Raw genomic sequence first — 16,784 nt, 5'->3', positions numbered from 1 at the left:
CGCCTCCGGCCGGCCCGATCGATCGATCGACGGTCACCTTGAGGCGATCTCGGGACTGCACCGAGATGTATCGGCTCGATATACTGTGCCGGGCTATCGGAACGTGCTATCGCATCGCGGCAAGGGAGGTGAGGTCGTCGTGCTCGAGCTCGCGATCCTCGGCCTCCTCCAGGAGGCCCCGGTCCACGGCTACGAACTGCGCAAGCAGCTCGGCCTGCGCCTGGGCGGCTTCCGGCTGTTCTCCTACGGGTCGCTCTACCCGGCGCTGCGTCGCCTCACCCGCGCCGGCCTCATCGTCGAGGATCCCGAGCAGACCGCGCCAGAGGCCGGCGCGTGGCCACGGCGCAGCCGCCGGGTGTACCGGATCACAGCCGAGGGCAAGGAGCGCCTCGCGGAGCTGCTGGCCGAGTCCGGGCCGCACGCGTGGGACGACGAGGGCTTCGGCGTCCACCTCGCGTTCTTCTCCCGCACGCCCGCCGAGACGCGCATGCGGATCCTCGAGGGCCGTAGGCGGGCCGTCGAGGAGCGCCGCGAAGGCCTGCGGGCCGCCCTCGGCCGGGCCCGCGAGCAGATCGACAACTACACCCAGCAGCTCCACCAGCTCGGCCTCGACTCGTGCGAGCGGGAAGTGCGCTGGCTCAACGAACTGATCGCCACCGAGCGCGCCGCGCAGGACGACGCCCCGAAGCCGACAGACCAGGAAGACGAGAGAAGGAGCCGCAATGAGTGAGGTCCGTGTCGCCGTCGTCGGCGTGGGTAACTGCGCGGCGTCGCTGGTGCAGGGCGTGCACTACTACGCGGACGCCGATCCGGCCACGCGCGTCCCCGGCCTGATGCACGTCGACTTCGGTGGCTACCACGTTCGCGACATCGACTTCGTCGCCGCGTTCGACGTCGACGCCAAGAAGGTGGGGCGCGACCTCTCCGAGGCGATCTCCGCCAGCGAGAACAACACCATCAAGATCTGCGACGTCCCGCCGCTCGACGTTCCGGTGCAGCGCGGCCACACGCTCGACGGGCTCGGCCGGTTCTACCGCGAGACGATCGACGAGTCCGACGACGAGCCGGTCGACGTCGCGCAGGTGCTCCGGGACACCCGCACCGACGTGCTCGTGTCCTACCTCCCGGTGGGCAGCGAGACGGCCGACCGCTTCTACGCGCAGGCGGCCATCGACGCGGGCGTGGCGTTCGTCAACGCGCTGCCGGTGTTCATCGCCTCCGACCCGGAGTGGGCCGAGAAGTTCCGCGTCGCGGGCGTGCCGATCATCGGCGACGACATCAAGAGCCAGGTCGGCGCCACGATCACCCACCGCGTGCTCGCCCGGCTGTTCGAGGACCGCGGCGTGCAGCTCGACCGCACGATGCAGCTCAACGTGGGCGGGAACATGGACTTCCTGAACATGAAGGAGCTCGAGCGGCTGGAGTCGAAGAAGGTCTCGAAGACCCAGTCGGTCACCTCGCAGGTCGACCGCGACCTCGGCAAGGACAACGTCCACATCGGGCCGTCGGACTACGTCGCGTGGCTCGACGACCGCAAGTGGGCCTACGTCCGGCTGGAGGGCAGGGCCTTCGGCGACGTGCCGCTGAACCTCGAGTACAAGCTCGAGGTCTGGGACTCGCCCAACTCCGCGGGGATCATCATCGACGCGGTGCGGGCGGCCAAGCTCGCCAAGGACCGGGGCATCGGCGGGCCGATCCTCTCCGCGGCGAGCTACTTCATGAAGTCCCCGCCCGAGCAGTACAGCGACGACATCGCGCGTGAGGCCGTGGAGGAGTTCATCCGCGGCGAACGGGAGCGCTGACCGCGCGCCCAGCACCGCACATCCATCAGACCCCGGCCGTGGCTCAGCCGCCACGATCCGGGGTCTGATTCGTTTGCAGATCGTCAACCTTTTCAGAAACTGTCTGCCCGTTCCATTCTGGAAGCAACTTCACTCGTCTGCCGCAATCACGAACGCATCACGACACGACTAGTGCCGCAGGTCACCCGGGATGAGGAGATCAACCTGTTCCGGAAGCAGTACGGGTGTCTGGCAAGTGGCCTATTTGGCGCAGCGCACGGTGAGCGGGTTCACCGGGCGGTGAAGGTGCAATAGAGAGCTTCGTCATGGCCGATATCTAAATCCGTTCGTAATGTGCCGGACGGCTCTGCGCTACCGACGCCCATCAGGGGTGGAGGGCGCAGGGTCACCGTCGGACAGGCGGGGTGCCGCACGGCCGAAATGCGAGAACCGGGCCGTGCACGGCGCATCCCGTCGGCTCCGCGGGCTCCCCCGGCCCGCGGGACCTTCTCCGCCGGTGCTACCCCGAGGACCCCCCGTGCCCAAGCACCTCCCCGCCCTCGCGGCCCGCGCCGCCGTCGTGACCACCACCGCCGCCGTCGCCTCGGTCTTCGCGGTGCTGCCCGCCAGCGCGGAGCCGGCCCCGACCGCCCCGGTCGCGATGGCCGTCACGCCGGTCGTCGAGAGCTCCCCCTCGCTCGCCGAACCCGCCCTCGCCGCCGCGGCGGCCGCAGCCACCCGGGCCACGGCGCTCGACCACGCGATGAGCAAGATCGGCTCGCCGTACCGGTACGGCGCGAGCGGACCGAACGCCTTCGACTGCTCCGGCCTCGTCTCGTGGTCGTACAAGAAGGCCGGCAAGTCGCTGCCGCGCACCAGCCGGGCGATGTCGAAGGTCGGCACGCCGGTCTCCCGCGGCGACCTGCAGCCCGGCGACCTCGTGTTCTTCTACAAGCCGGTCAGCCACGTCGGGATCTACATCGGCGACGGCAAGATCGTGCACGCCAGCACCCGCAAGAGCCCGGTCAAGATCTCCGACATGGGCCGGATGAAGTTCAACTCGGCCCGCCGGGTCTGAGTCCGAGCAGCTCCGGTCGCCGGGCGAGCCCGCGCCACACCGCACCGGGATCCGGCACCAGCTTCCGAGCCGTCAGATCGAGGACGCCGCCGACGCTGCGGAGCTCCGCCACCAGGCTCCCGTCGTCGGCCCGGCGGAGCTGCTGGGCGACGCGGCCGGTGCGGCCGCCGGGCCAGTCGAACACGCACGACACGTCGACCTCGTGCCCGAGCCGAAGCTCGCGCACGAACCGCACGGTGGTCTCCAGCGTCACCGGGCCGACCCCGGTGCGGCGCATCTCCTCGAGGTCGACGCCCGCGGCCTCGAGGAGCTTCCACCGCGTGTGGTCGGCGTACTGCAGGTAGGCGGCGGTGGTGACGTGGCCCTGGGTGTCCAGCTCGTAGGAGCGCACCTCCAGCCGCACCTGGAACGGCCCGCTCACGACCGGGCCCCGGCCGGGTGGGCGAGGAACATCTCGATCACGACGTCGAGGTGGCGGAGGAACCGGTCGCCCGCCGGGTCGACGGTGATCTGCTGGTCGACCAGCCCCTTCACCACCGCGGTGAGGACGTCGACGGACTCCCGGCCGGTGACGCCGACCCCGGCCAGGGCGGCGCGCCAGGCACCGAACGCGCGCCGGGCCAGCGCGGCCGACTCCGCCGACGGCGTGAACCCAGGCACCGTGCGCTGGGCGATGAGCTGGTAGCGCGGCGGGCTCGCGACGCAGAACTCCGCGAAGACCCGGGCGGCACGCCCGACGTCGAGCGGCTCCTCCGCGGCGAGGCGCTCGTGGAACTGCTGGTGTCCCTGCGCGTACATCCGGTCGTACAGGGCGTTCTTGGTCGGGACGTACCAGGCGAGCGACTGGGGTCGCATCGCCAGCCGGGAGGCCAGCTCGCGCAGCGAGACGCCGGCGATCCCGTCCTCCGCCGCCAGCTGCCACGCCACATCCAGGATCTCCTCCATGGCGGCCCGCCGGCGTCGCGCCACCCTGTCAGTAGCAGGGTTCTCTGTCATGAACAGAGAAGGTAGTCGGCCGCGCGGCGGGGGGCCAGATCCATCGAAGGGTTTATGCGCGGATCGCCCGGCGGATCGATGCCCGCCACCGCGAGCGCTCGTACCATCGACCGCGTGAGCTCCGAGGCCGACCGCAGCCACATGCGCATCTCCGACGCCGACCGCGCCGCAGCGGCCGAGCGGCTGCGGATCGCGGTCGACGAGGGCCGGCTGGACCTCACCGAGTACGACGCCCGGCTGCGTTCGGCGTACGCCGCCACCACCTACGGCGAGCTCGAGCCGATCACCGCCGACCTGCCGGCCGTCACCGTGCCCGCCAAGAAGGAGCCGGCGGCGGCCGTCGAACGCCACAAGTGGCTCAACGAGTGGCGCGAGTGGCTGGGCGGTGCGGTCATCATGATCGCCATCTGGGGCACGACGTCCCTGGTGTCCGGGTCGCTGCACCCCTTCTGGCCGGCGATCCCGCTCGGGATCTGGGCCGCCGTGCTCGTCGCAGGCGCGCTCGGCAAGAAGGAGAAGAAGGGGTAGGACGCCCGACGCCCGCCGGTTGGCGCGGTTTCGACCGGGCCGAACGCCGGGCGCTGGCCGTGGACCGGGTCGGGCTGGCGGACGTGGGCGACCGGTACCCGTGGCAGTTGTCCGGCGGCATGCAACAACGGGCGGCGATCGCCCGCGCGCTGGTCTGCCGGCCCGCCGTCCTCCTTGATGGACGAGCCGTTCGCATCGGTCGACGTGCAGACCCGGCTCGAGCCGGAGGACCTGCTGCGGGAGGTCCAGCGCGACCGGGCTCGGGGGATGGAAGCCGGCGGGGCGGGTGAACACTGCACCGTCCTGCTCGTCACCCACGACATCGACGAGAGCGTCTACCTCGGTGACCGGGTGCTGGTGCTCTCACCGTCGCCGGCACGCATCGTCGCCGACCTGGCCGTCGGCCGACCGGGACCAGATCACGGCGCGCGAGTCGCCGGAGTTCGTCGCGCTGCGCGGCGAGGTGGCCCGGCTGCTCCGCGGGTCCGGTGTCCGATCTTGATGGAGCAGGGACTCGATGCCGAGCCGGTGGACCACTCGGGGCCGGTTCCGCGGAACGCCCCGCTGCGCCAAGCCGCGGCGACCATGATCGACGAGTGCGGTCACAGAGCCGCACAACCGCAAGCGCTGATCAAGCCCCGCCAGCATTCAGACCACTACGTTGACCAGCCGGCCGGGCACCACGATCACCTTGCGCGGTGCCCCGCCGGCCAGCGCGGCGACGACCTTCTCGTCGGCCAGCGCGGTGGCCTCCACCTGCTCGGTGGGGGCGTCGGCCGGCACCGTGACGCGCGAGCGCACCTTCCCGTTGATCTGGATCGGGTACTCGACGGTGTCGGCCACCAGGTACCGCTCGTCGGCCACCGGGAACGGGCCGTGGGCCAGCGTGCCGTCGTGGCCCAGCAGCGACCACAGCTCCTCGGCCACGTGCGGCGTCAGCGGCGCCATCATCAGCACCAGCGGCTCCGCGACCGAGCGGGGCACCCCTGCCGTGCCGTAGACCTTGGTCAGATGGTTGTTCAGCTCGATCAGCTTGGCGGCCGCGGTGTTGTAGCGCAGCCCCACGTAGTCGCTGTGCACCCCGGTGATCGCCCGGTGCAGCACGCGCAGGGTCTCGGTGTCGGGCTCGGCGTCGGTGACCCGGGTCCCGCCGGTCTGCTCGTCCACCAGGTTGCGCCAGACGCGCTGCAGGAACCGCTGCGAGCCGATCACGTCCCGCGTGGACCAGGGGCGCGAGACCTCCAGCGGGCCCGTCGACATCTCGTACAGGCGGAAGGTGTCGGCACCGTAGCGGTCGCACATCTCGTCGGGCGTCACCACGTTCCGCAGTGACTTGCCCATCTTCCCGTACTCGCGGCGCACCGGTTGGCCGTTCCACGTGAAACGCCCGTCCTCGTCCTCGACCACCTCCTCGGCCGGGACGTAGGAGCCGCGGGCGTCCGTGTAGGCGTAGGCCTGGATGTAACCCTGGTTGACCAGCCTGCGGAACGGCTCCTCCGAGCTCAGGTGGCCCAGGTCGTACAGGACCTTGTGCCAGAAGCGCGCGTACAGCAGGTGCAGCACCGCGTGCTCGACGCCACCGACGTACAGGTCGACGCCGCCGGGGTCGTTCTCACGGGTCGGATCCTTGCCCATCCAGTACCGCTCGACGTCGGCGTCGACGAACCGCTGGTGGTTCTCCGGGTCCAGGTACCGGATCGGGTACCAGCACGAGCCCGCCCACTGGGGCATCGTGTTGGTCTCGCGGCGGTAGGGCCGGATCCCGTCACCCAGGTCCAGGTCCACCTCCACCCACTCGGCGGCCCGCGACAGCGGCGGCTCCGGGTCGGTGTCGGCGTCGTCCGGGGCGTAGGTCTTGGGGGAGTAGTCCTCGACATCGGGCAGCTCGACCGGCAGCCGGTCGGCGGGCAGCGCCACCGGGCCGTCCTCGTCCCACACGATGGGGAACGGCTCGCCCCAGTACCGCTGGCGGGAGAACAGCCAGTCCCGCAGCTTGTACTGCACCACGGCCTCGCCCGCGCCGCGCGCGACCAGCCACTCGGTGATGGCGTGCTTCGCCTCGGCGATGCCCATGCCGTTCAGGCTGACCTCGGAGTTCGCCGAGTTGATCGCCGGGCCCTCGCCCGTGAACGCGTCGCCGTCGAAGCCCGCGCTCGGCTGCACCGTGCGGACGATCGGCAGCCCGAAGGCCTCGGCGAAGTCCCAGTCACGCTGGTCCTGCCCGGGGACGGCCATGATCGCGCCCGTGCCGTAACCCATCAGCACGTAGTCGGCGACGAATACCGGGATCCGCTCGTCGTTGACCGGGTTGACGGCGTACGCGCCGGTGAAGACGCCGGTCTTCTCCTTGTTCTCCTGGCGATCCAGGTCCGACTTGCGCGCCGCGCCGACCCGGTACAGGGCGATGGCCTCCGCCGGCGTCGCTGCGCCGCACGTCCAGCGATCGTCGACGTCGGCAGGCCACTCCTGCCGGACGATCGCGTCGACCAGCGGGTGCTCGGGTGCCAGCACCATGTACGTCGCGCCGAACAGCGTGTCCGGGCGCGTGGTGAAGACCTCGATCTGCGTGCCGTCGACGGGGAAGCGGACCTGCGCACCCGCGGAACGGCCGATCCAGTTCCGCTGCATCGTCTTGATCGAGTCGGGCCAGTCCAGCCGGTCCAGGTCGTCGATCAGGCGGTCGGCGTAGGCCGTGATCCGCATCATCCACTGCTTCAGGTTGCGGCGGAACACGGGGAAGTTGCCCCGCTCGCTGCGCCCGTCGGCGGTGACCTCCTCGTTCGCCAGCACCGTGCCCAGGCCGGGGCACCAGTTGACCGGCGCCTCGGAGATGTACGCCAGCCGGTGGCCGTCGATCACGGTGCGCTGCTCGGCCGGCGTCAGCTCGGACCAACCACGGCCGTCGGGCGTACGCCGCTCGTCCCGCGCGAACTCCGCCTCCAGCTCGGCGATGGGCCGCGCCGCCTGCCGCTCCTCGTCGTACCAGCTGTTGAAGATCTGCAGGAAGATCCACTGCGTCCAGCGGTAGAACTCGACGTCCGTGGTGGCCACGGAGCGGCGCTCGTCGTGGGCCAGGCCCAGCTGGCGCAGCTGCGCCTTGTAGCGCTGGATGTTCTCCTCGGTGGTCTTGCGCGGGTGCGTGCCCGTCTGCACCGCGTACTGCTCGGCGGGCAGGCCGAACGCGTCGAAACCCATCGTGTGCAGCACGGTGCGGCCGTTCATCCGCAGGTAGCGGCCCAGCACATCGGTGCCGATGAAGCCCAGCGGGTGACCGACGTGCAGGCCCGACCCCGACGGGTACGGGAACATGTCCAGCAGGTAGACCTTCTCGCGACCGGTGGCCTCCGGATCGGCCCAGGGCCCGGACGGGTTCGGCGCGTGGAACGTGCCCTCGTGCTCCCACCGGTCCTGCCACCGGCGCTCGATCTGCGCGGCCAGCGCGGCGCCGTACCGGAACGGCGGGGTGCCCTCCCCGCCCGACCCGCTCCCGCCGTCGGCGCGCTCCGGCGCGGCTGCGCTCGTGTCCGTGCTCATGTCCCGCTCCTGGGAAGTCCGTGGGTGGCCCGAAAACCAGAAGACCCCTCCGCCAGCAGGCAAAAGGGGTCGGCCGCGCCGGGGCGTATGGGAACGCTCAGTGCGGCGCGGCCTCGAGAAGAAGTCGGCGGGCCACGTCATCAGGGTAGCGCCGACGCGCCGACCGGCGCGATCGGGTACGCGAGCCGCCGGAGCGAGGCGTAGGCCTTCGTGCACCGCGTACGGTGGTCGCCGTGCCGCTCCCGGTCCGCCTCGTACTCGGTGTCCTGCTCGTCGTGCTCGGTGTCGCGCTGCTCACGATCGCCGTCCTCGGCCTGCGCCGGAAGCTGCGTCGCAACCGCTGGGCCGGGGTGCGCACGGCCGCGAGCCTGCGCTCGGACGCCGCGTTCGCCGTGGCCAACCAGGTGGCGGCGGCCCCGCTCGGCGCGGCGGGCGTTGTGTCCCTGATCGGCGGCGGAGCGCTCCTGGCCGGAGCCACCGGCGTGCTCGGCTGGACGCTGGTCGCCGTGAGCACGATCGCCGTCTTCGTCCTCACCGGGGTGGGCGGCGTGGCGGGGGACCGCGCGGCGGCGGCCGTGCCGGAGCCGGACCCGGGCTCCTCGTTGTGTGGCGGGGCGTGCGCGGGCTGCGACCTGGTGGCGGGCTGCCGCACCGCGGCGGCGGGCGCCCAGCAGGGCTGAGACACCCCGGGAAGAGCTGCACGGTCAGTTGTTCCTGAGATCCAGCGGGTAGGTGGCGAGCAGCGACAGCGGCATGCCCTGCCGGCGCAGCACGTGGCCCCACAACCGCGCGTCGTGGCGGGCCAGCACGTCGTCCGGGATGGCGGGCACGACGATCCAGTCGCCGCGCTCGATCTCACCCGCGAGCTGGCCCGAGTCCCAGCCCGAGTAGCCGGCGAACACGCGCAACCCCCGCAGGTTCGGCGCGATCGTGGCCGGGTCGGAGTCGAGGTCGACGAGCGCCACCGGGCCGCGCACCGTGATCAGCCCGTCCACCCTGCTCGGGTCCTGGCCGGTGCGCACGGCCGCCAGGCACAGCGCCGTCTCGCTCTCCACCGGCCCGCCGACGAAGACCGCAGGCGGCTGCGACGACAGCGGCGCCCAGGACGGGAGGACGTCGCGCACCGTGACCTCGCTCGGCCGGTTCAGGACGACGCCGAGGGTGCCCCGGTCACGGTGCTCGATGACGTAGATCACAGTGCGCCGGAAGTGGGGGTCGAGCAGCCCGGGAGCCGCCACCAGCAGGGTGCCTGGCGCCACCTCCGAACCGGGAGCCGAACCAGAACGGGAGCGCTCGTCCACCACTCGACCATCGTCCCACCCCGGCTCAGCGCGTAGCCTCCAGCCGTGCCGACATCGGGCCCTGGATCGCCATCGCCCGCGCCTGTGGTCCCCGGCGCACCACCGGACGCGCGACTCGGCCTCGGTCGGCTCCTGCGCACCCGGGGCTTCAGCCGGCTGCTCGTCGTGCGCTTCGCCACGCAGTGGGGCGACGGCATGTTCCAGGCCGCCCTCGGCGGGGCGGTCCTGTTCAACCCGGAGCGGCAGGCCGATCCGCTCGCCGTGGCGGCAGGGCTCGCCGTGCTGCTGCTGCCGTACTCGCTGATCGGGCCGTTCGCCGGGGCGCTCATCGACCGGTGGGACCGCAGGCGGCTCCTCGTCGGCGCCAACCTCGTGCGCGCGGCACTCGTGGTGGTCGTCGCGGCCGTCGTGCTGACCGGCGGGGCCGGCGTGCAGCTCTACCTGCCCGCGCTGGCGGTGGCCGGGGTGACCCGGTTCGTGCTCGCCGCGCTGTCGGTCGCACTGCCCCACGTCGTCCCGCGCCAACACCTGGTCGAGGCCAACACCTTCGCCGTGACGGCAGGCGCCGCGATGGCCGCCCTCGGCGGGGCGACGTCGATCGGGCTGCGCGAGGTCGTCGGCACGGGCAACGCCGGTTCGGCCGCCGTGACCCTCATGGCGGCCACCGGCTCGCTGGCGGCTGCGCTGCTGGCCGCCGGGTTCCGGCGCGGGCGGCTCGGCCCCGACCGCACCGACGGCCGCCGCTCCACGATCGGCAGCGTCCTGCACGGATTCGCCGACGGCGCGCGCGCGACGATCGCCACCTCGTCGGTGGCCGCCTCGTTCCTGGCCCTCGGCACCCACCGGCTCGCGTTCGGCGTCTCGACGCTGCTCTCGCTCCTGCTGTTCCGCTACGCGTTCACCGATGCCGGCCCGCTGCGGGCGGGCATGGCCGGCCTCGGCGAGGCCATCGTGTTCGCCGCGGCCGGGCTGGGCACGGCGGCGCTGGCCACCCCGTGGATGGTGCGTCGGTGGGGGCGCCCGCGCACGGTGCGCGTCGCACTGGTCGTCGCCACGGTCACGCAGCTCACCGTCGCCGCGCTGCTCTCACTGCCCGCCGTGATGGTGGCTGCGTTCGTCCTCGGTCTCACCGGCCAGGTCGTCAAGCTCTGCGCCGACGCGGCGGTCCAGGGCGAGATCGGCGACGAGGTGCTCGGACGCGTGTTCGCCCTCTACGACATCGTGTTCAACGTCGGCTACGTCCTGGCGGTGGCCGCGGCCGCCCTGCTCAGTCCGCCCGACGGGTTCGCCCCGTGGCTCCTGGCGACCGCGGCGCTGCTGTACGTCCTCGGTCTGCTGGGCCACGAGCTGCAGCTCCGCCGGGCCCGCCGGATCGCCTTGCAGTGAAGCAATCAGCTCAGCCCGTTCTCCGCGACCCAGCGGCGCAGCTCCGCCTCCGCCTCCTCGTGCGAGAGCGGGCCGCGTTCCATGCGCACGGCCAGCAGGTGCTTGTAGGCCTTGCCGACCTGCGGACCGGGCGGGATGTCCAGCAGTCGCATGATCTCGTTGCCGTCCAGGTCGGGACGGATGGCGTCGAGCGCCTCCTGCTCACGCAGGCGGGCGACCCGCTCCTCCAGTGAGTCGTAGCTGCGCTGGAGGGCGGCGGCCCGGCGGCGGTTGCGGGTGGTGCAGTCCGAGCGCACGAGCTTGTGCAGCTGCTCGAGCAGCGGGCCGGCGTCGGTGACGTAGCGGCGGACCGCGGAGTCGGTCCACTCGCCGCCCGAGTAGCCGTGGAAGCGCAGGTGCAGGAACACCAGCTGGGCGACGTCGTCGACGATCGCCTTCGGGTACCGCAGCTCGCGCAGCCTGCGCCGCACCATCTTGGCGCCGACCACCTCGTGGTGGTGGAAGCTCACGCGGCCGTCCGGCTCCTTGCGCCGGGTGTCGGGCTTGCCGATGTCGTGCAGCAGCGCGGCGAGCCGCAGCACGAGGTCCGGACCGTCGGTCTCGCGGTCGATCGCCTGCTCCATGACGACGAGCGAGTGGGTGTAGACGTCCTTGTGCTGCATGTGCTCGTCGATCGCGAGCCGCATGGCGGGGATCTCCGGGACCACCCGCTCGCACAGGCCGGTGTCGACCAGCAGCTCGATGGCCCGCCGGGGGTGGGTGCCGAGGACCAGCTTGGTGAGCTCCGCCTGCACCCGCTCGCGGGTGATCCGGGCCAGCTCGCCCGCCATTTCCGTCATAGCGACGACAACCCGATCGGCCGGGGTGAGGCCCAGCTGCGAGACGAACCGGGCCGCCCGCAGCATCCGCAGCGGATCGTCGGCGAACGACTCCTCGGGCGTGGCGGGCGTGTCGAGGGTGCCCGCGGCGAGCGCGGCGAGCCCGCCGTGCGGGTCGACGAACCGCCGCTCCGGGCCGGTGAGCTCCACGGCCATCGCGTTCACGGTGAAGTCCCGGCGCACGAGGTCGTCCTCGATCGTGTCGCCGAAGCGCACGACCGGGTTGCGGGACACGCGGTCGTACGCGTCGGCCCGGAACGTCGTGATCTCGACGGTGGTGCCGCGCCTGCGCGCACCGACCGTGCCGAAGGCGATGCCGGTGTCCCAGACGGCGTCGGCCCAACCCTCGACGACCGCCTGCACGGCGTCGGGGCGCGCGTCCGTGGTGAAGTCGAGGTCCGAGACGTCGCGACCGAGCAGCGCGTCCCGGACGCTGCCGCCCACGAGGTAGAGCCGGTGACCGGCGGCAGCGAACCGGGCGGCGAGTTCCTCGGCGACGGGACCGACCGTGACCATCTGCACGACCGCATTCTCCTGTGCTTGCAGAAGATCGCTGGGCGCGGCGTCGGAGGCCGTGGCAGGAGCGGACACGGCGCGCCAGTCTATGCGTCGCCCGTTCGGGGGGCGACGAGGATCCGTGGCACGCGCGGCTCGTGGCGGCGATCCGGGCCCGTGGCTCGTTACCATCCCCCCATGTCCTCATCCCGCGGCCGCTCCGGGGGGCGTCGCGGGGGTCGTCCGGCCGAACGCCGCAGGCGGCTGCGCACGGTCGACGAGACGTCGGCCGGCGGGCTCGTCGTCGACCACGCCACCGGCGCGGCAGCGGTGATCGGTCGCCTCGACCGGAAGGGCCGCCTCTTGTGGTCGCTCCCGAAGGGCCACATCGAGGCAGGTGAGACGGCCGAGGAGGCGGCGGTTCGCGAGGTCCAGGAGGAGACCGGCATCATCGGCCGGGTGGTCGCACCGCTCGGCACGATCGACTTCTGGTTCGTCGCCGAGGACCGACGCGTCCACAAGACCGTGCACCACTTCCTGCTGCAGGCGCTCGGCGGTGAGCTGTCCGACGACGACATCGAGGTGGCCGAAGTGGCCTGGGTGCCACTCGAGGAGCTCGAGGGTCGCCTCGCCTACGCCGACGAACGCCGCCTGATCAGGAGGGCCACCGAACTGCTGGAGGAATCCGCGTGAAGCCGGTCGCGGCGCTCGCCGCGATCTTCCTGCTGACGCTGGCCGGGCTGATCGGCGCCGGTCCGGTACTCGGCGCGGCCGCGGCGGCTCCGGCGCAGGGGGAGGCGGCGGACGGCCCGTTGCGGCTGGAGCTCTCGGAGATGTCGCCGCGGGTCGTCACGGCCGCCGGATCGCCCGACCTGGTGGTGGCGGGCACGCTCACCAACACCGGTGACGTCCCGGTGCGCGACCCGGTCATCCGGGTGCAACGCGGCAACCCGCTGCAGACGGAGGGTGAGCTGCGCGACGCGCTGGACGGCACGGCCCGCACCGATGCGGTCACGCCCCAGTTCCTGCCCCTCCAGGGCGAGCTGGCGCCGGGCGAACAGCTACCGGTGCGGTTCACCCTCCCGCTGCGGGGCGCGCCCGACACCAGCCTCGCCCTCAACACCACGGGCGTGCACGAGGTGCTCGTGAACGTCAACGGGGCGCCGGGTGACGGGGCGCGTGCCCGGCTCGCCGCGGTGCGGATGCTGTTGCCGGTGCTGTCGCTGCCGCCGGACCCGGCGACTCCCGACGAGGTGCCGCAGGCCGCCACCGGCGGCGCCACCCCGTTCGCGCTGTTGCTGCCGGTCACCGACGTCCCGCGCCGGCTGGCGACGGTCCCGGGAGAGCCCACGTTGCTCGCCGACGACGACCTGGCCGCGTCCTTCGCGCCCGACGGGCGCCTCGGCGGGCTCGTGGGTGCGCTCGCCCGCAACGCGCCGGCCGACTCGCGGCTGCGCGAGGCGATGTGCCTCGCGATCGACCCGGAGCTGGTGCAGACCGCTGCGCTGATGCGGAGCACCAACGGCTACCAGGTCGTCGGCCCGGACGGCAATCCCGTGCCGGGCACCGGCGGGGGCGCGGCGGGCCGCTGGCTCGACCAGCTCGCGTCGGTGGCTCGCGGAGGCTGCGTCATCGCGCTTCCCTACGCCGACGCGGACCTCGTCGCCCTCACGCGCGCCGGTATGACCGACCTCGCCGGCACCGCGATCACCGATGGCCGCACGGTGCTGCAGGGCATCCTGCAGACGCCGGTGGTGCCCGACGTCACCTGGCCGGTCGAGGGCGCGGTGGACGACGCGACGCTCGCGATGGCCGCGCAGGCCGACGGCCACTCGATGATCCTTTCGGCCGACGCCGTCGAACAGGGACGGACGGCGCGCGACTCGGGCGTTCTCCCCATCGCGGGCGGGCAGCGCGCCCAGTTCACGGTGCTGACCGATCCGCTCCTCACCAGGGCAGCGGCCGGCATCCCGGAGGCGCCCGGCGGGGACCTGGGTGCGGTGCGCGGGGCATCGGCGCCCTCGGTCAGCCCGGCGGGCACCACGAGCCCGCTCTCCACCCAGGACCTGGTCGGCGCGCTCACGTTCCGCACCCAGGAACCGGGGGACGTCGCGGCGCGCGGCGGCGGACCGCTCGTGCTCGCCCCGCCCCACCAGTGGACGGCCGACGGTGCCGCGACGGACGCGCTCCTCGGCGCCGTGGACCAGCTGCTCGACGTCGGACGGATCGTGCCCCGCAACCTCGACGACGTGCTGGCCACCGGGCCCACGACCGGGGCGGCAGCGCTACCGATCACCTACCCGCTGCACGTCGGCGGCCGGGAGGTGACCGGGCCCGCGCTCGACGTGGTCCGCACGACCGGCGCGGAGATCGACGACCTCGCCTCCGCCGCCGTGCCGAACTCAGGCGTCGGCGTGACCCCGGAGGAGACCTTCACGCCCCTGCGGCGCGGCCTGCTGCGCGCCGTCTCGTCGGCGTGGCGGGCGCGGCCGGGCGACGCGGAGACGACGGCACGGGAACTGGCCGACCGCGTGGCCGGGCTCCGGGGCTCGGTCCGGGTGCTCGAGCCGCCCGGCCCGTACTCCCTCGGCACGTCCGACGCCCCGATCCTGATCACCGTGGCGAACGGCCTCCCGGTCACCGTGCGGGTGGACGTGCAGATCATGCCCTCCTCCGGCCTGCGGGTCGCCCCGATCGAGCCCCAGGAGGTGCCCCCGCTCGGCCGGCGCCAGGTGCGGGTGAGCGCCGAGGTGACCCGGTCCGGCCAGTTCAGCGTGCAGGCGGCCGTGCGCACGCCGGACGGCGAGCTGCTCGGGCAGCCGAGCCGGTTGCGGGTGCGCTCCACCGCCTACGGCACCATCACCGTGTGGTTGACGGCGAGCGCGGGCATCCTCCTCGTGGTGCTGGCCGGCCGTCGGATCGTGCGCCGGATCCGTGGGGAGCCACGGAACCGGCCACCCGGATCGGGCCCGGCCGGCCCGTCCCCGCCACCCCGCCCACCGACGCCGTCCGGCCCGCGCCCCCACCACACGGGGGACCCGTTCCCGGACCCGCTCGCCGTCACGGACCGCCTCCCGCAGGTGCGGCCCAAGGGCGATCGCCCGCCGCCCGGCCCGCCGCGCGTTCCGAGCCCGTGACCGAACCCGCGCCGGACGACGCGATCACGGAGCGGATCCCGATCGTCCCCGCGGCGCGGGCGGAACCGTCGCTCGGCCGCTCCAGCAGCTTGATGGCGCTGGGCAGTCTGGCCAGCCGGATCACCGGCTTCCTGCGGCAGGTCGCGCTGTTCACGGTGCTCGGCGCCACCGTGCTCAACGACTCGTACACGCTGTCGAACACGCTGCCGAACATCGTCTACGAGCTGCTCATCGGCGGCGCGCTGAGCAGCATGATGATCCCGCTGCTGGTGCGGGCCCAGCGCGAGGATCCCGACGGCGGCGACGCGTACACCCGCAAGCTGATCACCCTCGCCGGCACGGCGCTGCTGATCGCCACGGCGGCCGGGCTGCTCGCCGCTCCGCTGCTGACGCGGCTCTACCTGGGCGGGCAAAGCAGCAGCACGGCCGACCCCGGGCTCGCCACCACGCTCGCCTACATGCTCCTGCCGCAGATCTTCTTCTACGGGCTCGGGGCGTTGCTCGGGGCGGTCCTCAACAGCCGCGGGTCGTTCGCGGCGTTCGGCTGGGCACCGGTGCTCAACAACGTGGTCGTGCTCGCCGTGGTCGGCGTCTACCTCGTGGTGCCGCAGGACGCCCGCCTCCTCGTGCTGGGTGTCGGCACCACGCTCGGCATCGCCGCGCAGACGCTCGTGCTGCTGCCCGCCGCCCGCCGCGTGGGCTTCCGCTACCGGCCGCAGTGGGGATGGGACCCGCGCCTGACGAAGGCGGCGGGCCTCGGCGCGTGGGCGATCGTCTACGTGCTGATCGGGCAGGCCGGCCTGATCGTCACCACCCGGGTGGCCACCGCGTCGGACGGCGGCGCCTTCGCGATCTACACGAACGCATGGCTGCTGTTGCAGGTGCCGTACGGCGTGCTCGGGGTCTCGCTGCTCACCGTCCTGATGCCGCGCCTGTCCCGGGCCGCGGCCGAGGGCCGGACCGACGACGTCGCCGCCGACCTCGGGCTGGGCGGCAAGCTCGCCTCGGTGCTGCTGGTGCCGATCTCGGTGCTGCTCACGGTGTTCGGCACCCCGGTCGGCGTCGCGCTGTTCGGCCTGCGGGCGGGCAACCTGGACGGTGCCGCTCAGCTGGGTGCCGCGCTCGCGGTGTCCGCGTTCGGGCTCCTGCCCTTCGCCTTCACGATGCTGCAGGCGCGCGTGTTCTACGCGCTGACCGCCCACCGGACGGCCACGTTCGTGCAGCTCTGCGTGGTGGTCACGAAGATCCCGCTGATGCTGGCCTGCCCGGCGCTGCTCGCGCCGGAGGACGTCGTGCTCGGCCTGGCGGTCGCCAACAGCGCCGCGTTCGTGGTGGGAGCGGTGCTCGGCCAGCTGCTCCTGCGACGCATGCTCGGCCGCGTCCCGACCGGTGTGGTGCTCGCCACAGCCGGGCGCACCCTGCTGGCTTCCGCAGCGGGCATGCTGCTCGCCGCAGGAGTGGTCGCGCTGCTCGCCGCCGGTCCACTGTCGACCCTGGCTCCGCTGGCCAGGGCGTGGGCCGAGCTGGGGGTGGCGGTGGTGCTCGGCGGCCCGGTAACGCTGCTGGTCATGCGGCTGATAGGCGTACGTGAGGTCGGGGTCGTTCTCGAACGACTCGAACGGCTCGTCGACAGGGGGAACTCTCGGCGGGGCACCAGCCGCTGACGTAGG

The 16,784-nt window shown here is 72.8% G+C and carries 14 protein-coding genes and 1 pseudogene; 10 read left to right on the top strand and 5 right to left on the bottom strand.

What is annotated here, in order from left to right; translation table 11 throughout:
* Nucleotides 1-139: 139 nt before the first annotated feature.
* From ACU436_RS25045 to ACU436_RS25035, 3 genes are all read left to right on the top strand, one after another.
* Nucleotides 140-730 (top strand): PadR family transcriptional regulator, encoded by a 591-nt coding sequence (locus tag ACU436_RS25045; RefSeq protein ID WP_459029280.1) that lies wholly within the window; start codon nt 140-142, stop codon nt 728-730.
* The gene (locus ACU436_RS25040; protein WP_459029279.1) at nt 723-1,802 is read left to right on the top strand and encodes an inositol-3-phosphate synthase; all 1,080 of its coding nucleotides are present in this window, start codon (nt 723-725) and stop codon (nt 1,800-1,802) included. Before ACU436_RS25045 ends, ACU436_RS25040 begins: the two co-directional genes overlap by 8 nt.
* A gap of 517 nt (nt 1,803-2,319) precedes the next feature.
* The gene (locus tag ACU436_RS25035) at nt 2,320-2,859 is read left to right on the top strand and encodes a C40 family peptidase (RefSeq protein WP_459029277.1); all 540 of its coding nucleotides are present in this window, start codon (nt 2,320-2,322) and stop codon (nt 2,857-2,859) included.
* Here the strand turns inward: ACU436_RS25035 and ACU436_RS25030 are convergent.
* Together ACU436_RS25030 and ACU436_RS25025 are read right to left on the bottom strand one after the other, a co-directional pair.
* Nucleotides 2,837-3,280 carry an acyl-CoA thioesterase gene (locus ACU436_RS25030; RefSeq protein ID WP_459029275.1) on the bottom strand — a complete coding sequence of 148 codons (444 nt, stop codon included), beginning with the start codon at nt 3,278-3,280 and terminating at the stop codon, nt 2,837-2,839. The genes ACU436_RS25035 and ACU436_RS25030 overlap by 23 nt on opposite strands.
* Nucleotides 3,277-3,855 carry a TetR/AcrR family transcriptional regulator gene (locus tag ACU436_RS25025; RefSeq protein WP_459029273.1) on the bottom strand — a complete coding sequence of 193 codons (579 nt, stop codon included), beginning with the start codon at nt 3,853-3,855 and terminating at the stop codon, nt 3,277-3,279. The genes ACU436_RS25030 and ACU436_RS25025 overlap by 4 nt, the downstream gene beginning before the upstream one ends.
* Nucleotides 3,856-3,969: 114 nt before the next feature.
* Between ACU436_RS25025 and ACU436_RS25020 the strand changes: the two genes are divergently transcribed.
* Both ACU436_RS25020 and ACU436_RS25015 read left to right on the top strand, forming a co-directional pair.
* Nucleotides 3,970-4,383, top strand: a complete 414-nt coding sequence (locus ACU436_RS25020) for a DUF1707 SHOCT-like domain-containing protein (RefSeq protein ID WP_459029271.1) — start codon at nt 3,970-3,972, stop codon at nt 4,381-4,383.
* Between the two features lie 11 nt (nt 4,384-4,394).
* A pseudogene (locus ACU436_RS25015) lies at nt 4,395-4,885 on the top strand (ATP-binding cassette domain-containing protein); the annotation flags it as partial.
* 146 nt (nt 4,886-5,031) lie between these two features.
* On the opposite strand, the gene leuS reads toward ACU436_RS25015, so the two are convergent.
* The gene (gene leuS / locus ACU436_RS25010; RefSeq protein ID WP_459029269.1) at nt 5,032-7,917 is read right to left on the bottom strand and encodes a leucine--tRNA ligase; all 2,886 of its coding nucleotides are present in this window, start codon (nt 7,915-7,917) and stop codon (nt 5,032-5,034) included.
* 233 nt (nt 7,918-8,150) lie between these two features.
* Between leuS and ACU436_RS25005 the strand changes: the two genes are divergently transcribed.
* The gene (locus tag ACU436_RS25005) at nt 8,151-8,597 is read left to right on the top strand and encodes an SdpI family protein (protein ID WP_459029267.1); all 447 of its coding nucleotides are present in this window, start codon (nt 8,151-8,153) and stop codon (nt 8,595-8,597) included.
* A gap of 24 nt (nt 8,598-8,621) precedes the next feature.
* Here the strand turns inward: ACU436_RS25005 and ACU436_RS25000 are convergent, their stop codons facing one another.
* The gene (locus tag ACU436_RS25000; protein WP_459029265.1) at nt 8,622-9,176 is read right to left on the bottom strand and encodes a YqgE/AlgH family protein; all 555 of its coding nucleotides are present in this window, start codon (nt 9,174-9,176) and stop codon (nt 8,622-8,624) included.
* A gap of 126 nt (nt 9,177-9,302) precedes the next feature.
* Between ACU436_RS25000 and ACU436_RS24995 the strand changes: the two genes are divergently transcribed.
* Entirely contained in the window at nt 9,303-10,604 is a 1,302-nt protein-coding gene (locus ACU436_RS24995) for an MFS transporter (protein WP_459029263.1), read from the top strand.
* Between the two features lie 5 nt (nt 10,605-10,609).
* Here the strand turns inward: ACU436_RS24995 and ACU436_RS24990 are convergent, their stop codons facing one another.
* Nucleotides 10,610-12,169, bottom strand: coding sequence for a CCA tRNA nucleotidyltransferase (locus ACU436_RS24990; protein WP_459029261.1), 1,560 nt, complete (start codon nt 12,167-12,169; stop codon nt 10,610-10,612).
* 6 nt (nt 12,170-12,175) lie between these two features.
* Between ACU436_RS24990 and ACU436_RS24985 the strand changes: the two genes are divergently transcribed.
* Genes ACU436_RS24985 through murJ form a run of 3 tightly spaced genes read left to right on the top strand, consistent with a single transcriptional unit; the run spans nt 12,176 to nt 16,778 of the window.
* A complete protein-coding gene (locus ACU436_RS24985) occupies nt 12,176-12,670 on the top strand; it encodes an NUDIX hydrolase (RefSeq protein ID WP_459029259.1) in 495 nt (164 codons plus the stop codon).
* A complete protein-coding gene (locus ACU436_RS24980) occupies nt 12,667-15,114 on the top strand; it encodes a DUF6049 family protein (protein ID WP_459029257.1) in 2,448 nt (815 codons plus the stop codon). Before ACU436_RS24985 ends, ACU436_RS24980 begins: the two co-directional genes overlap by 4 nt.
* Entirely contained in the window at nt 15,111-16,778 is a 1,668-nt protein-coding gene (gene murJ, locus ACU436_RS24975; RefSeq protein WP_459029255.1) for a murein biosynthesis integral membrane protein MurJ, read from the top strand. The genes ACU436_RS24980 and murJ overlap by 4 nt, the downstream gene beginning before the upstream one ends.
* The last annotated feature ends 6 nt before the right edge of the window (nt 16,779-16,784 follow it).

The organism is Pseudonocardia wallangbongensis (assembly GCF_054486945.1).
Note: the sequence above shows the minus strand (reverse complement) of the source record. Positions and strands in the feature narration are given on the sequence as shown.

Excerpts from the sequence above, each read along its gene's own strand:
- ACU436_RS25040 (WP_459029279.1), top strand. The coding sequence starts at position 723 with ATGAGTGAGGTCCGTGTCGCCGTCGTCGGCGTGGGTAACTGCGCGGCG.
- ACU436_RS25025 (WP_459029273.1), bottom strand. The coding sequence starts at position 3,855 with ATGACAGAGAACCCTGCTACTGACAGGGTGGCGCGACGCCGGCGGGCC.
- leuS (WP_459029269.1), bottom strand. The coding sequence starts at position 7,917 with ATGAGCACGGACACGAGCGCAGCCGCGCCGGAGCGCGCCGACGGCGGG.
- ACU436_RS24990 (WP_459029261.1), bottom strand. The coding sequence starts at position 12,169 with ATGGTAACGAGCCACGGGCCCGGATCGCCGCCACGAGCCGCGCGTGCC.
- ACU436_RS24985 (WP_459029259.1), top strand. The coding sequence starts at position 12,176 with ATGTCCTCATCCCGCGGCCGCTCCGGGGGGCGTCGCGGGGGTCGTCCG.